Source organism: Sphingobium sp. B2D3A, from assembly GCF_025961795.1.
Classification (GTDB): Bacteria; Pseudomonadota; Alphaproteobacteria; order Sphingomonadales; family Sphingomonadaceae; genus Sphingobium.
In genome coordinates this window covers 3,262,735-3,277,811 of the sequence record NZ_JAOQOI010000001.1, presented here as the reverse complement: position 1 = coordinate 3,277,811, position 15,077 = coordinate 3,262,735, and the positions used below count along the sequence as shown (strand labels likewise).

Genomic DNA, 15,077 nt, shown 5'->3' with positions numbered 1-15,077 from the left:
TAGAACGAACGCAATGACCGATTCCTCAGACGATCCGGGCTTCGACCTTGGCGAACCGCCCCGGCCGCAAGCGGCTGTGGCGCCCATCACTTCGCCTGACGCGCCCGCCTATCGCGTGCTGGCCCGCGCCTATCGCCCGCAGACCTTTGCCGAGCTGATCGGTCAGGAGGCGATGGTGCGCACGCTCGCTAACGCGATCAAGCGCGAGCGTCTGCCCCACGCCTTCCTGATGACCGGCGTGCGCGGGGTGGGCAAGACCTCCACCGCGCGGCTGATCGCCAAGGCGCTCAATTGCATCGGGCCGGACGGGCAGGGCGGGCCGACGATCGATCCGTGCGGCGTCTGCGAACCTTGCAAGGCGATTGCCGAGGGGCGCCATATCGATGTAATCGAGATGGATGCGGCCAGCCATACCGGTGTCGACGATGTGCGCGAGATCATCGAGGCGGTGCGCTATGCGGCCGTCTCGGCGCGGTTCAAGATCTACATTATCGACGAAGTGCATATGCTCTCGCGCAATGCCTTCAATGCCTTGCTCAAGACTCTTGAAGAGCCGCCTGAGCATGTGAAGTTCCTGTTCGCCACCACCGAGGTGAACAAGGTGCCGATCACGGTGCTCTCCCGCTGCCAGCGCTTCGACCTGCGGCGCATCCCGGTGGAGCTGCTGGTCGATAATTTCCGCATGATTTGCGGCAAGGAAGGCGTCGTCGCCGAGGACGATGCCCTGCGCCTCATCGCCACCGCGGCGGAAGGCTCGGCGCGCGATGGCCAGTCGATCCTCGATCAGGCGATTGCGCATGCCGGGGTCGGCGAGGATGGCCGGCCCTTCGTGCAGGCCGATCAGGTTCGCGAAATGCTCGGCCTGTCGGATCGCGGCGCGACGCGGCGGCTGTTCGACCAGATTCTCGATGGCGATGCACCGGCGGTGCTGGCGACATTGGGCGAGCAGGAAGCGCTCGGCGTCGAGCCGCTCGCCACGGTGAATGCCTTGCTCGATCTCATCCATGCGGCGACGACTGCCAAGGCCGGGCGCGGCGCCGGGCTCGACCGCATGCCGGAGGCCGAGCGCGGCGCGATTGCCGGCTGGGCTGAGCAATTGTCTTTCCCGGTGCTCCATCGCTTGTGGCAATTGCTGCTCAAGGGCCATGCCGAGGTTGCTGCTGCAGCGCGGCCCCACGCGGCCTGCGAAATGGCGCTGCTGCGGCTGATCCACGCCTCGGCCATGCCGGACCCGGCCGAACTGGCGCGGCTCATCCGCGAAGGTGCCGGTGGCGGGCAGGCGAGCCCGACGATGCCGGCCCCTGCGCCCAGTGGGACGTTGAGCGAAGCGGCCCAGGCGGTCCCAAGCGCTCCGCCGCCGCCCGCGCCGCCAGCCGCGTCTGAGCCGGAAGCGGCAACGCCAGCGCTGCCGAAGGATTTTGCTGCGATGGTCGAGGCGCTCAAGGCACGCCATGCCCGGCTCAGCGCGGAACTGCATGATTATGTGAGCCTTGCGCATTATGCTCCGCCGGAGCTGGCCTTCCGCATCCTCCAGCCGCTCGATGCCGATTTCCCCCGGCAAGTAGCGGCGGCGTTGCGTGAGGTGACGGGCGAGGTCTGGGATGTCCGCTCGACGGACGCCCACGGCCAGCCAAGCCTGCGCGAGCAGGAACAGGCCGCCAAAGAAGCGCGGCTTGCCCAGATCAGCGCTGCGCCTATCGTGGCTGCCGCGCTGGACGCATTCCCCGGAGCACGGCTCGTGGACCCGGATGATGAGCAATATAGGAGTGAAGGCTGATGAAGGACCTCAACGACATTCTCGGCATGGCCAGCCGGGTGCAGGAGGAAATGCAGAAGGCGCAGGCTGAACTCGATAACATCGAGGTCGAGGGTGCTTCCGGCGGCGGACTGGTCAAGGTGCGGGCGAGCGCCAAGGGCCGTATCCTCGGCCTTTCGGTCGATGAGAGCCTGATCGTGCCGGCCGACAAAACGATGCTGGAAGACCTGATTGTCGCCGCCTTCAACGATGCGCGCGCCAAGGCGGATGAAGCGGCCAACGAGCAGATGAGCAAGATGACGGCTGGTCTGCCTCTGCCGCCGGGCTTCAAGATGCCCTTCTGATCGGCGTAAAAAGGCGATAGTTTTTACCCGCGCTTAACCAGTTCGGCAGTCAGTAGCTTTTCGCGCCGTTGAAATGCGCGCGCGGCTGAACGATATGATGCATTGATCGTTTTTCGCGATGCGCGGGAAAAGCGACCGGGTTGTGAAGCGGCCCCTTCTGCACGAAGGCGGTTCGCAGGCTCAGGGGTAAGGCCCCCTGGCTGGATTGGAGTGACAATGGATCTTGATCTGCCTCTCTTGCCGCTGCGGGATATCGTCGTTTTCCCGCAGATGATCGTGCCCCTGTTCGTGGGACGCGACAAGAGCGTGACGGCGCTTGAGAAGGCGATGGCGGGCGACAAGGACATCTTCCTCGTCGCGCAGCTAGACCCGAGCGAGGACGATCCGGACCGGGAAGCGCTTTACGACATGGGCGTCATTGCCAGCATCGTGCAGATGCTCAAGCTGCCCGATGGCAATGTCCGCGTTCTGGTGGAAGGCAAGCAGCGCGCCTCCCTGACCGCGTTGACGGATGCTGAGGATCATATCGTCGCCACCGTGGCGCCGCTGGACGATATCGTCGTGGGCGGCGCCGAGGTCGAGGCGATGATGCGCTCGGTCACCGACCAGTTCGAGAATTACGCCAAGCTCAACAAGAAGTTGCCGGCCGAAGCTGCCGCGCAATTGCGCGAGATCACGGAGGCTGGCCGCCTGTCCGATTTCATCGCGGCCAACCTTGCCGTGAAGGTTGCCGACAAGCAGTCCCTGCTGGTCGAGGGCGATCCGCTCAAGCGCCTGGAAATGGTGTTTGCCTTCATGGAAGGCGAACTCGGCGTGTTGCAGGTCGAGAAGAAAATCCGTGGCCGCGTGAAGCGCCAGATGGAGAAGACCCAGCGCGAATATTATCTCAACGAGCAGCTCAAGGCGATCCAGCGCGAGCTGGGCGGCGGCGAAGGTGAGGAGGGCGATGAGCTTTCCGAACTGACCGAGAAGATCAAGAAGACCCGCCTGAGCAAGGAAGCGCGCAGCAAGGCTGAAGCCGAGCTGAAGAAGCTGCGCTCCATGCAGCCCATGTCGGCCGAAGCGACGGTGGTCCGCAATTATCTCGATGCGCTGCTCGGCGTGCCCTGGGGCAAGAAGAGCAAGCTCAAGAAGGATCTGGTGAAGGCGCAGGACGTGCTGGATGCCGATCACTTCGCGCTCGACAAGGTCAAGGACCGGATCATCGAGTATCTCGCCGTGCAGGCGCGCTCCGACAAGCTGAAAGGCCCGATCCTGTGCCTCGTCGGCCCGCCGGGTGTCGGCAAGACCTCGCTCGGTCGTTCCATCGCCAAGGCGACGGGCCGTGAGTTCGTGCGCCAGTCGCTCGGCGGCGTGCGGGACGAGGCCGAGATTCGGGGCCATCGCCGCACCTATATCGGCTCCATGCCGGGCAAGATCGCGTCCAACCTCAAAAAGGCCGGGGCGATGAACCCGCTGGTGCTGCTCGACGAGATCGACAAGCTCGGCCAGGATTTCCGCGGTGATCCGGCTTCCGCGCTGCTCGAGGTGCTGGACCCGGAGCAGAACAGCAAGTTCCAGGACCATTATCTGGAGATCGACCTCGATCTGTCGGACGTGATGTTCGTCACGACTGCCAACAGCCTCAATCTTCCGCAGGCGCTGCTCGACCGCATGGAGATCATCCGGCTGGAGGGCTACACCGAGGATGAAAAGCTGGAGATCGCGCAGCGGCATCTGATCGAAAAGCAGATTGAGGCCCATGGGCTGAAAGAAGGCGAATTCGCCATCGAGGAGGCCGCGCTGCGCGACCTCATTCGCTATTATACGCGGGAAGCGGGCGTGCGGACGCTGGAGCGGGAGATTGCGCGGCTGGCGCGCAAGGCGCTCCGCCGGATTCTTGAGGGTAAGGAAACCAGCGTCACCATCACGCCGGAGAATCTCGGCGATTATGCGGGCGTACGGAAGTTCCGTCACGGCATTTCCGAGGAAGAGCACCAGATCGGTGCCGTCACCGGCCTTGCCTGGACGGAAGTGGGCGGCGAGCTGCTCACCATCGAATCGGTGACGGTCCCCGGCAAGGGCCAGATCAAGACGACTGGCAAGCTCGGTGACGTGATGACCGAGTCGGTGCAGGCGGCCTTCTCCTATGTGAAGGCGCGCGCCCCGGCTTATGGGATCAAGCCGAGCATCTTCAACCGCAAGGATATTCACATCCACCTTCCCGAAGGCGCGGTACCCAAGGATGGGCCGAGCGCTGGTATCGGCATGGTGACGTCCATCGTCTCGACGCTGACCGGCATCCCCGTCCACAAGGATGTCGCGATGACCGGCGAAGTGACGCTGCGCGGCCGAGTTCTGCCCATTGGCGGGCTGAAGGAAAAGCTGCTCGCGGCGCTGCGCGGCGGAATCAAGACCGTGCTCATTCCGCAGGAGAATGAGAAGGACCTGGTGGAGATTCCGGCGAACATCAAGGAAGGCCTTGAAATCGTGCCGGTGAGCCATGTGGACGAGGTGCTTGCCCGGGCGCTCACCGGGGCGTTGACACCGATCGACTGGTCCGAGGAAGATGATCTCGCCGCCCAGCCTCCGATCGGCTCGGCAGCCGAGCATGAGCAGCGGATGCGGCACTGAGTCTCGCGATGATCGTCATGACGCCGATGCCCAAAACAGCCCGATTTGAAGTTAAGGGCGGTTAAGGATCGTCATAAATGGGCCGGTCCGTCGTCCGGACCGGACCGATCATCGTGAAAAACAGCGTAAATCAGGGTTTTTAACGGGTTTGAGGCGCAAATCTCTTTGACACTTGCGACGAAGCAAGCCTTTATGCGCGCCTTCGTCGCATGATTCCCACCACAAGTTTTCTCAAGAAGGGGGTTCCCAAGGCATGAACAAGCAGGATCTCATCAGTTCGGTCGCGGATCAGAGCGGCCTCACCAAGGCCGATGCGAACAAGGCTGTTGAGGCAGTGTTCGACGCGATCACCGCCGCTCTCAAGAAGGGCGATGAAGTTCGCCTCGTTGGCTTCGGCACGTTCTCCGTTTCGCAGCGCAAGGCCTCGACCGGTCGCAACCCGCGCACCGGCGAAACCATGGCGATCAAGGCTTCCAGCCAGCCGAAGTTCAAGGCCGGCAAGGGTCTCAAGGACGCCGTCAACTAATCAACTCGATCGATCGTTGCCCCGCGCTTTCCGGCCGGGGCACCGCTTGATTGGATCGCCGACAGGGAACGCGACGTCCCATGTCGGCAAAGGCCGGGCTCTGCCTGGCCTTTTTGATTTTCAGCCGGGGGAAGGCTGACGATGCCCGGTCTGCCGGGAAAAGCGTGCTAATCCCGAAAGGGGCGCGCTCTGTGCTTGACGGCGGTCCTCCCGGGGCATTATGGGCCGCCTCTCGATAGCGTCGATGGACGCTGTGGCGATCGTAGCTCAGTTGGTTAGAGCGCTGGTTTGTGGTACCAGAGGTCGCGGGTTCGGATCCCGTCGATCGCCCCATTTTCTTTTCCGAGATTTGGATGACTGGCCGCCGCGCTGCGTGCGCGGGGCTGACAGCCCGTCGCGCGCCGCCTATAGGCGCAGCATGGCAAAAGCAGACGATGATCGGGAGGAAGGGCTGCGGCTCAGTCCTCGCTATGACCGCGACGGATTGATCACAGCCGTGGCGAGCAATGTCGATACCGGCGAATTGCTGATGCTGGCGCATATGAACGCGCAGGCCCTGGCCGCGACGATCGAAACGCGCGTTGCCCATTTCTGGTCGCGCAGCCGGGACAAGCTCTGGCGCAAGGGCGAGGAGTCCGGCAACGAACTCCACATCGTCGACATGCGGATGGATTGCGATCAGGACGCGATCTGGCTGCTGGTCAAACCCGTGGGGCCGGCCTGCCACACCGGCCGTGTCAGTTGCTTCTATCGCCGCGTCACGGATGACGGGCTTGAATGGATCGATCGCGAGCCGCACGCCCATTGAGCGGTAACGGACCTGTCGCTCGGTCTCGCCGGAGCAACGGCGCGGAGGGGTTGATTTTCCGTTGACGTAAACGTAAACTGCGCGTCTGACCTTCATGGAAGGATGGATGCAATGACGAAGCTCCAGATGATTGCCGGCATTCCCCAGCCGGAACGGGACGGGCGGGAAGAGTTTTCGATCTCCGACCTGTGCGACGAATTCGAAGTTACCCCGCGCGCTCTGCGCTTCTACGAGGATGAGGAACTCATCTCGCCGCGCCGGCAGGGCCTGACGCGGGTCTACAGCCATCGCGATCGCGCGCGGCTCGCCTGGATCTTGCGCGGCAAGCGGGTGGGATTCAGCCTGGCCGAAATCCGCGACATGATCGACCTGTACGATGCCGGCGACGGTCGGCGCACCCAGCGCGAATTTACCGTCGCCAAATGCGAGGAGCGGATCGGATTGCTCCAGCGGCAGCGGCAGGATATCGACGAAGCCATTGAAGAGCTGAAGAATTTCGTCGCGCTCGTCGAGGAAAATCAGCGCCTGTCAGGCGAACTCAACTAAGACTTTCTACCACGGAGAGGCCCATGCCCAGCTACAAGGCGCCCGTCGCCGACACCATGTTCATCCTCAACGAGATCGTCGGGCTGGAGCGTCTGACGAACAATCCCGGCTTTGCTTCGGCGACCAGCGATATCGTTCAGGCCATTCTCGAAGAGGGCGGCAAGTTTGCCAGCGAGGTGCTTAGCCCGCTCAATGCCGTAGGCGACCAGATTGGCTGCAAGCGCAATGACGATGGCACGGTGACGACGCCGCCGGGCTTTCAGGAAGCCTTCGACCAGTTCGTCGCGGGTGGCTGGACCACGCTGCATGCGCCGGAGGAATATGGCGGGCAGGGTCTGCCTATCGTGCTGGCGATCGCCGCCGAGGAATATTTCACGGCGTCGAACCACGGCTTCAACATGTATCACGGCCTGACCGGCGCCGCGGTCAGCGCGATCCTCGCCAAGGGCGACGATACGCTAAAGCAGAAATATGTGCCCAACATGGTCTCCGGCCAGTGGTGCGGCACTATGAACCTGACCGAGCCGCACTGCGGCACCGACCTCGGCCTCATCAAGACGCGCGCGCAGCCGCAGGATGATGGCAGCTACAAGATCACCGGCACCAAGATCTTCATCTCGGCCGGCGAGCACAGCATGGCCGAGAACATCATCCACCTCGTGCTGGCCAAGACGCCGGGTGCGCCCGCAGGCAGCAAGGGCATCTCGCTCTTCCTCGTCCCCAAGATGATGGTCAATGACGATGGCTCGCTGGGCGCGCACAACGCCGTCACCTGCGGCTCCATCGAGCACAAGATGGGCATTCACGGCAACGCGACCTGCGTCATGAACTATGACGATGCGACCGGCTGGATGATCGGCGAGGAGAATAAGGGCCTCGCCGCGATGTTCATCATGATGAACCAGGCGCGACTGGGCGTGGGCCTTCAGGGCCTTGCGCAAGGTGAACTGGCCTATCAGCAGGCAGTCCATTATGCGATGGACCGGCGGCAGGGCCGCGCGCTGACCGGCGCTGCCGAGCCTGACAAGCCCGCCGATACGCTGTTCGTGCACCCCGATGTTCGCCGGATGCTGATGGAGTGCAAGGCGCTCACCGAAGGCCTGCGCGCGCTCGTCTTGTGGGGCGCCCTGCAGGTCGATCTCATCAAATATGCGCCGACCGAGGAAGAGCGTCAGGCGGCGGACGACATCATCTCGCTGCTCACTCCGGTCATCAAGGGCTATGGCACGGACAAGGGCTTCGATGTCGCGGTGCTGGCACAGCAGGTGTTTGGCGGCCATGGCTACATCCGCGAATGGGGCGTGGAGCAGGCGGTGCGCGATGCGCGCATCACCATGATCTATGAGGGCACCAATGGCGTTCAGGCCATGGATCTGGTCGGCCGTAAGCTGCCCGCCAATGGCGGTCGCGCGGTGCAGGCGCTGTTCAAGATGGTCGCCGAGGATGTCGCCGCCGGCAAGGCCGTGCCGGAGACGGCTGCTATTGCTGAGGCGCTGGAGAAGGCCAATCAGCAACTGCAGGCCGCGACGATGTGGCTGATGCAGAACGCCATGCAGAACCCGAACAATGCCGGGGCTGCGGCTTATGCCTATATGCACATCACCGGCATCGTCGCGACGGGCATGATGTGGCTGCGCATGGCGATGGCCGCGCAGGCGCAGCTCAATGCGGGTACGGGCAACCCCGATTACATGAAGGCCAAGCTGGTGACGGCCCGCTACTTCGCCGAGCGCATCATGCCGGAAGCCGGCGCGCTGCGTCGCAAGATCGAGGGCGGCGCCGAGGTGCTGATGGAACTGCCGCCCGAGGCGTTCCTGACGGCAGCCTGATCGGGCTTATCCTGCGGGACCAAGAAGCGGCTTCCTCTCTCCGGAGAGGGAGCCGTTTTCACGTCGATGGCTGAGGTTCAGGGCTTTGCAGATGCCGGCGCATCAGCCCGCAGCGGTGCCTTGAATAGCGCGGCATCGCCGGGCTTGAGCGGCACCAGCTCGCCACGCTGCATGTCGGCGACCGGACGTGCGCCGGCAGGCAGCTTGATCTGCGAGGCTTCCCCGCGTTCGTCGGCCAGCAGCTTGGGCGCGGGTGCGCTCGGCGTGCGGCGGACCATGCAGTTGACGCGCGGCACGTCGCGGAACTCGTCGCAATTGTAGAGCGTGCGCTCGATGCCGCTGTCCTTCATGCGGATATAGGAAAATGACATGGAGGCGAGGCTGGTTTCCGCGACCGGGAAGCTGCGCGGCGTCGCCTTATCGCTCGTCCAGGCCAGCAGGCGACACTGCGCGCGCCCGGCGCACAGGCGCGCGGCGGCGTCGGCATAGCGGGCCGGGTCGCCGCCCGGATCGAGTGTCATCACAAACCCTGTGCCGCCGGGTTCGATGGCAGCCAGCCGACCGGGGCCGATGCGCTTGCCGATATCCGCAGCACCAAGCGCCGCGGGAGCGGTGGCATCGTCGATCAGCGAACCGGGCAGGGTGCCGGCCAACGCGCTATCATCGGCGTGAAGGGGCGACAAGGCGGCGAGCTTGGCGATGGCAGGCTCGGCAGCGATGCTGAGGCTCCGCGCAAAGGCCGGCGGCGTGCCCCACCAGCCCTCCCAGCGGAAGAACAGGTGCGTATCGACCGCCGCGACCTTGTCGAGCGACTTGCTCCAATAGGGCATCACCCAGTCGGTGTGATAATGGGTGCTGTAGCCCACGGGCGCATAGACATCGCCTGCGAGCATCCGCGCGGCATTGCCCCGGGCGCGATCCCAGGCTGCCGTGGACGGGCGGCGCGCCATGGCGCCATCGCAAGTGAAGGTGAACTGGCAGCCGGTGGCCCGCTCCTGCCCCTGAAACACCACGCCGCACACCGTCTTGGGGAAGGCGGGGTGGCGCAGGCGGTTGAGCACGACCTGTCCCACGGCGCGCTGGCCCTTGGCGTCGTCGCCGGCCTCATAGATCATTGCGGCGGCAAGGCAGTCGGTTGCGCGGCCCAGTGCCACCGCATCGCCCTTGAACGTGAAGGGGCGGGGGGCAGGATTGGGCGCGGTCGAGAAGGGGATCTGCGCGTTCAGCTGTCGCGCCTGATCGGGGTGGGAGGCGTCGAGCACCAGCGGCTCGACGACGGGCACGGGGCTGTTATCCGGTGCCTTGGGCAGGGCTGTGCTCACGGTCTCGCTGCCGGGCAGGGCGGTAACGCTGGAGCGATTGCCGATGGCGAGCAGCGCCAGAGCGCTGGTGAGGATCAGCCCTAGAAGGCCGGCCAGCACGAGTCGGCCCTGGCGCGAAGAGAGCGCCGGGAATGCCGATTTTCGCGCAATCAGACCGTTGCTTGCCATACGTCCTTCCGCCAAAGCCGCCATGCGCGGCCAGAGAGGGGCGGTATGTGTGCCTTTAGGCAGCGTTAGGCAAGAGCGGCACGGCCAGCCGCCCGGTCGCAGGGACCGCCGTGCCATAACGGGAAAATCCGGCCGGCAAGTCTTAACGGCTCGCCGGCACAGGATGGTCGACCCGGATCAGCCGGCTTCGGGCAGGAAGTCCGGCACAGAAAGATAGCGCTCACCAGTGTCGTAATTGAAGCCCAGCACCTTGGCGCCGGCGGGCAGTTCCGGCAGCTTCTGAGCGATGGCGGCCAGCGTGGCGCCGGAGGAGATGCCGACCAGCACGCCTTCCTCGCTGGCAGCGCGGCGGGCATAATCCTTGGCATTGGCGGGATCGACCTGGATCACGCCGTCCAGCAGATCGGTGTGCAGATTGGCCGGGATGAAACCGGCGCCGATGCCCTGGATGGGGTGCGGGCCGGGCGCGCCGCCGCTGATGACCGGGGAGAGCGTCGGCTCCACGGCAAAGACCTTGAGGCCCGGCCACATCGCCTTGAGTACCTGCGCGCAGCCGGTGATGTGGCCGCCGGTGCCGACACCAGTGATTAGTGCATCCAGCGGCTCATCGGCGAAGTCGTTGAAGATTTCCTGCGCCGTCGTGCGGACGTGGACATCGATATTGGCCGGATTCTCGAATTGCTGCGGCATCCACGCACCGGGTGTGGCGGCCACGATTTCCAGCGCGCGCTCGATGGCGCCCTTCATGCCCTTTTCACGCGGGGTCAGGTCGAAGCTGGCACCATAGGCCAGCATCAGGCGGCGGCGCTCAAGGCTCATGCTCTCGGGCATGACGAGGACGAGCTTATAGCCCTTCACGGCGGCGACCATGGCAAGACCAATGCCGGTGTTGCCTGAGGTTGGCTCGACGATGACGCCGCCGGGCTTGAGGCTGCCGTCCTTTTCCGCAGCCTCGATCATGGCCAGCGCGATGCGGTCCTTGATCGATCCGCCGGGGTTCGAGCGCTCGGACTTGATCCAGACATTCGCATCGCCAAACAGGCGGTTGAAGCGGATGTGCGGCGTGCCGCCGATCGTTTCGAGAATGGACGAGACTTTCATGGGCAATCCTCCATAAGGCGATCGATCAATTAAAACTTAATTGATAGAGATTTGCAAGGGGCGGACTCTATCCTTCTTTTGCGGGAGCAGCGCCCGCGTGGGAAGGCCGGAAATGAACGTCGGGCGGATCGAACGTCCGGGCGTTCCGCAATTCAGGGAAAAGGCGCGACCACCACAAGGTAATGGCGATTGCACCCACGCCGCCGGCAATCACAGCGGCGATCGGCCCGATGAGCGCGGCGAGAAAGCCCGACTCGGCATCGCCCAGCTCATTCGAGGCGGAAATCGTCATCATTGAAACGCTGGTCACGCGCCCGCGCATGTCATCGGGCGTGTGGAGCTGGATCAGCGACTGGCGCACGAACACCGAGAACATGTCCGCACTGCCCCACGTCGCCATGGCGAACAGGGCGACGATGATCGCGGTCTGCTGCGGCATGAAGGCGGTGAGCCCGAAGACGATCGTCGCCAACCCGAAGATGCCGACCGAGAGCATCATCTTCAGCCCGACATTGTGGCGCAGCGGCCGGAACGAGAAGAACAGCGCCGTCAGCCCCGCGCCGATGCCCGGCGCTGCGGCAAGATGCCCCAAGCCCTGCGAGCCGATATCGAGCACGTCGCGCGCATAGACCGGCAGAAGCGCTGTGGTGCCGGCGAGCAGCACTGCAAACAGATCCAGCGTGATGGCGCCGAACACCAGCCGGTTGGTGCGCACGTAGGTGAGGCCGTCGATGATCTGGCCGATCGGATGACGGTCGCGCTGGCGGGCCGCTTGCGGGACTTTGCCGACGAAGATCATGCCGATGACCGCCATGCCGAACAGCGCGCTGCTGAACATATAGGCAAAATAGGGCTTGAAGGCATAGGCGTAGCCGGCGACGGCCGGCCCGACGATGCTGCCGGCCTGCCAGAACATGCTGCTGAACGCGATGGCGCGGGGCAGCAGGTCCTTGGGGACGATGTTCGGGCCCAAAGAGCCGAGCGCTGGCCCTTGGAAAGCGCGGGCAAAGCCGATCAGCGCGGCGAGGGCGAAGATCAACGGCAGGCTGATCCATCCTTCGTAGCTGGAAAGTGCCAAAATCCCTGCCGAGAAGAGCAGCAGCGAGAGCGTGCCCATGGCGATGCGGGTCCGCGAATAATTGTCCGCGACAAGTCCCGCAAAGGGGGTCAGCACAAAGACCATGACGAATTGGATGAGGCCGATGAGCCCCAGCTGCGCCGCGGACTGCCCGGGCGACATGGTCTGGCGCGCGATGTTGTAGGCTTCCCACGCGATGATGAGCGCCATGCCGTTCGATGCGAGGATCGTCGACAGGCGGACCATCAGATAGGCGCGGAAGGCGCCGATCTGAAAGGGATGGGTCGGTGGCTTGCGCCCGGCGGTGCCGTCAGGCTCGCGAGAAGATGGGCTGACCATGCATGTTCCTTGGCGCAAGGCTGGCGACGGCGCAACGGACCAAAACGCGCGCAGGGCAAAGATTTTCGATTGCCGCGCGCCTTCGCTTAGGCGGAACGAAAAAGGCCCGGCAGGAACCCACGCTCCGCCGGGCCGAGTTTGAGCACTGGGGCTGCCAGCGCCCTTCGGGTCGCAGCTCCGCCCTAAGAAAACAGGGTTAATGAGTCATCAGGAAATAAAGCGGCTTGTCATTTTTCCTGGCGCACCTGCGGCGTCATGAACACAATTGCGCCGCCTGAGGTACCGCACCTCAGGCGAGGCTGATGAAGCTGTCCAGAACCCGCTTGGCGCCGGCCTGCTCGAAATCGATCTCCAGCTTGTTGCCCTCGATGCCCGTCACCGTCCCATAGCCGAACTTCTGGTGGAAGACGCGGGTGCCGAGGCTGACGTCGCTGCGGCCCTTGTTTCCGAGGCTCACCGCGCTCTGCCGTGCCTCGACGAGGCGCGTCGGCTCACGCGAGAACTGACTTTGCGCCCGTTGCCAGCCCGGTCCGCGCCCCGAGCCCCGAGCGACATTGGCAAAGGGGTCGTCCCGCTCGGACCAGTTGGCGCGCCATAGGCTGGCGCCGCCGGACATGGTGTTTTCCTCCTCCACCGTCTCCTTGGGCAATTCGCCAATGAAGCGGGAGGGGATGGAACTGGTCCATTGGCCATAGACCCGTCGGTTGGCGGCGTGCAGGATCAGGCAGCGCTGGCGCGCGCGGGTGATCGCCACATAAGCCAGCCGGCGCTCTTCCTCCAGGCTGGCAAGGCCGCCTTCATCGAGCGCGCGTTGCGAGGGGAATAGGCCATCCTCCCAGCCCGCCAGGAACACGGTGTCGAACTCCAGCCCCTTGGCGGCGTGGATGGTCATCAGCGTGACCTTGGCTTCATCGGCCTGCGCCTCATTGTCCATGACCAGGCTGACATGCTCGAGGAAGGCCCCGAGCGTCTCATATTCCTCCATGGCGCGGGTGAGTTCCTGCAGGTTCTCCAGCCGCCCGCTGGCCTCCGTCGTACGCTCGGCCTGCAGCGCAGCGGTGTAACCGCTCTCGTCGAGAATCTGGCGCGCGAGATCGGCGTGGTTCATCGCATTGGCGAGATCGCGCCAGCGGGCGAGATCGCCGATGAACCGCCCCAGCGAGCGCCGCGCCTGCGGGGTCAGCTCGTCCGTGTCGAGAATGCGGGCGGCGGCGCTGGTGAGCGGCTCGGCCAAGGCACGGGCGAGGCGGTGAACCTTCTCGACCGCCTTGTCGCCAAGGCCGCGCTTGGGCACGTTGACGATCCGCTCAAAGGCAAGATCATCCGCCGGCTGGTTGACGAGGCGCAGATAAGCCAGCGCATCGCGGATTTCGGCCCGCTCATAGAAGCGGAAGCCGCCGACGATGCGATAGGGCAGGCCGATCTGGATGAAGCGGTCTTCGAACTCGCGGGTCTGGAAGGAGGCGCGCACGAGAATGGCGATCTTCTCGGCGCCGACGCCCTGCCGCTCCAGCGACTCGATCTCCTCGCCGACACGGCGGGCCTCTTCCGGCCCGTCCCACACGCCGATGACGCGCAGCTTCTCGCCATCGGCCTCCTGCGTCCACAAGGTTTTGCCGAGCCGCCCGCCATTCTGCGCGATGACGCCGGAGGCCGCGGCCAGGATATGCGGCGTCGAGCGATAATTCTGCTCCAGCCGGATGATCGCGGCGCCAGGAAAATCGCGCTCGAAGCGCAGGATGTTCGCCACTTCCGCGCCGCGCCAGCTATAGATGCTCTGGTCGTCGTCGCCCACGCAGCATATGTTCTTGCGCTGCTGGGCGAGCAGCCGCAGCCAGAGATACTGGCTGGTATTGGTGTCCTGATACTCGTCCACCATGATGTAGCGGAAGCGCTGCTGATATTGCTCCAGCACCTCACGATCGGTCTTGAAGATCGTCAGCATGTGCAGCAGCAGATCGCCGAAATCGCACGCGTTGAGCGCGCGCAGGCGGGCCTGATACAGCGCATAGATCGCCGCGCCCTTGCCATTGGCGAAGGCCTCGCTCTCGCCCGCGTCGATTTCGCCGGGGGTGAGGCCCTTGTTCTTCCACTTGTCGATCAGCCCGGCCAGCGCGCGGGCGGTGAAGCGCTTCTCATCGATCCCCTCGGCGACGATGATCTGCTTCATCAGGCGCAACTGGTCGTCGGTATCGAGAATGGTGAAGTTGCTCTGCAGCCCGACCAGTTCGGCATGGCGGCGCAGCATCTTGGCGCAGACGGAGTGGAAGGTGCCGAGCCAGGGCATGCCCTCGACCGCCTCGCCGATCATCCGCCCCACGCGCTCGCGCATCTCGCGGGCGGCCTTGTTGGTGAAGGTGACGCACAGGATCTCTGATGGCCATGCGCGGCGGGTCGCCACCAGATGCGCGAGGCGCGCTGTCAGCGCTGCCGTCTTGCCCGTGCCCGCGCCCGCCAGAACCAGAACCGGCCCTTCCGTGGTCAGCACAGCCTCGCGCTGCGGCGCATTGAGGCCCTGGATATAAGGCGGGTCGGCAGGAGAGGGGGCTGGCAAAGGATCGGTCACAGGCGAACAACTAGGGAACGGGTGGGGCTGGGGCAAGGGCCTTGGCGTGCGTTCAGACCGCTTCATCCCGATTACGCCCCC

The 15,077-nt window shown here is 64.5% G+C and carries 11 protein-coding genes and 1 tRNA gene; 8 read left to right on the top strand and 4 right to left on the bottom strand.

Features of this window, described 5'->3' with window-relative positions; genetic code table 11:
- Nucleotides 1–13 precede the first annotated feature (13 nt).
- From M2337_RS15230 to M2337_RS15195, 8 genes are all read left to right on the top strand, one after another.
- Nucleotides 14–1,777 carry a DNA polymerase III subunit gamma/tau gene (locus tag M2337_RS15230; protein WP_264570938.1) on the top strand — a complete coding sequence of 588 codons (1,764 nt, stop codon included), beginning with the start codon at nt 14–16 and terminating at the stop codon, nt 1,775–1,777.
- Nucleotides 1,777–2,100 (top strand): YbaB/EbfC family nucleoid-associated protein, encoded by a 324-nt coding sequence (locus M2337_RS15225; RefSeq protein ID WP_264570937.1) that lies wholly within the window; start codon nt 1,777–1,779, stop codon nt 2,098–2,100. The genes M2337_RS15230 and M2337_RS15225 overlap by 1 nt, the downstream gene beginning before the upstream one ends.
- A gap of 216 nt (nt 2,101–2,316) precedes the next feature.
- Nucleotides 2,317–4,713 carry an endopeptidase La gene (lon, locus tag M2337_RS15220; protein WP_264570936.1) on the top strand — a complete coding sequence of 799 codons (2,397 nt, stop codon included), beginning with the start codon at nt 2,317–2,319 and terminating at the stop codon, nt 4,711–4,713.
- Between the two features lie 253 nt (nt 4,714–4,966).
- On the top strand, nt 4,967–5,239 hold the full coding sequence (locus tag M2337_RS15215) for an HU family DNA-binding protein (protein ID WP_181560266.1): 273 nt from the start codon (nt 4,967–4,969) through the stop codon (nt 5,237–5,239).
- A gap of 256 nt (nt 5,240–5,495) precedes the next feature.
- Nucleotides 5,496–5,572: transfer RNA gene (locus M2337_RS15210), tRNA-His, on the top strand.
- An 85-nt stretch (nt 5,573–5,657) separates the two neighbouring features.
- Nucleotides 5,658–6,047, top strand: a complete 390-nt coding sequence (hisI, locus tag M2337_RS15205; RefSeq protein WP_264570935.1) for a phosphoribosyl-AMP cyclohydrolase — start codon at nt 5,658–5,660, stop codon at nt 6,045–6,047.
- Nucleotides 6,048–6,158: 111 nt separating this feature from the next.
- Nucleotides 6,159–6,593, top strand: coding sequence for a MerR family transcriptional regulator (locus M2337_RS15200; RefSeq protein WP_181560264.1), 435 nt, complete (start codon nt 6,159–6,161; stop codon nt 6,591–6,593).
- Nucleotides 6,594–6,616: 23 nt separating this feature from the next.
- On the top strand, nt 6,617–8,422 hold the full coding sequence (locus tag M2337_RS15195; RefSeq protein WP_264570934.1) for an acyl-CoA dehydrogenase C-terminal domain-containing protein: 1,806 nt from the start codon (nt 6,617–6,619) through the stop codon (nt 8,420–8,422).
- Nucleotides 8,423–8,499: 77 nt separating this feature from the next.
- Here the strand turns inward: M2337_RS15195 and M2337_RS15190 are convergent, their stop codons facing one another.
- The 4 genes from M2337_RS15190 to M2337_RS15175 form a co-directional block, all read right to left on the bottom strand.
- A complete protein-coding gene (locus tag M2337_RS15190; RefSeq protein WP_264570933.1) occupies nt 8,500–9,912 on the bottom strand; it encodes a cell wall hydrolase in 1,413 nt (470 codons plus the stop codon).
- 177 nt (nt 9,913–10,089) lie between these two features.
- Nucleotides 10,090–11,013, bottom strand: a complete 924-nt coding sequence (cysK, locus tag M2337_RS15185) for a cysteine synthase A (RefSeq protein WP_264570932.1) — start codon at nt 11,011–11,013, stop codon at nt 10,090–10,092.
- A gap of 67 nt (nt 11,014–11,080) precedes the next feature.
- Nucleotides 11,081–12,430: an MFS transporter gene (locus tag M2337_RS15180; RefSeq protein WP_264570931.1), complete on the bottom strand. Its 1,350-nt coding sequence runs from the start codon at nt 12,428–12,430 to the stop codon at nt 11,081–11,083.
- Between the two features lie 289 nt (nt 12,431–12,719).
- A complete protein-coding gene (locus tag M2337_RS15175) occupies nt 12,720–15,062 on the bottom strand; it encodes an ATP-dependent helicase (protein WP_264570930.1) in 2,343 nt (780 codons plus the stop codon).
- Between the last annotated feature and the right edge of the window lie 15 nt (nt 15,063–15,077).

Coding starts and splice junctions, on each gene's coding strand:
- M2337_RS15230 (WP_264570938.1), top strand. CDS start 14: ATGACCGATTCCTCAGACGATCCGGGCTTCGACCTTGGCGAACCGCCC.
- M2337_RS15225 (WP_264570937.1), top strand. CDS start 1,777: ATGAAGGACCTCAACGACATTCTCGGCATGGCCAGCCGGGTGCAGGAG.
- lon (WP_264570936.1), top strand. CDS start 2,317: ATGGATCTTGATCTGCCTCTCTTGCCGCTGCGGGATATCGTCGTTTTC.
- M2337_RS15215 (WP_181560266.1), top strand. CDS start 4,967: ATGAACAAGCAGGATCTCATCAGTTCGGTCGCGGATCAGAGCGGCCTC.
- hisI (WP_264570935.1), top strand. CDS start 5,658: ATGGCAAAAGCAGACGATGATCGGGAGGAAGGGCTGCGGCTCAGTCCT.
- M2337_RS15200 (WP_181560264.1), top strand. CDS start 6,159: ATGACGAAGCTCCAGATGATTGCCGGCATTCCCCAGCCGGAACGGGAC.
- M2337_RS15195 (WP_264570934.1), top strand. CDS start 6,617: ATGCCCAGCTACAAGGCGCCCGTCGCCGACACCATGTTCATCCTCAAC.
- M2337_RS15190 (WP_264570933.1), bottom strand. CDS start 9,912: ATGGCAAGCAACGGTCTGATTGCGCGAAAATCGGCATTCCCGGCGCTC.
- cysK (WP_264570932.1), bottom strand. CDS start 11,013: ATGAAAGTCTCGTCCATTCTCGAAACGATCGGCGGCACGCCGCACATC.
- M2337_RS15180 (WP_264570931.1), bottom strand. CDS start 12,430: ATGGTCAGCCCATCTTCTCGCGAGCCTGACGGCACCGCCGGGCGCAAG.
- M2337_RS15175 (WP_264570930.1), bottom strand. CDS start 15,062: ATGAAGCGGTCTGAACGCACGCCAAGGCCCTTGCCCCAGCCCCACCCG.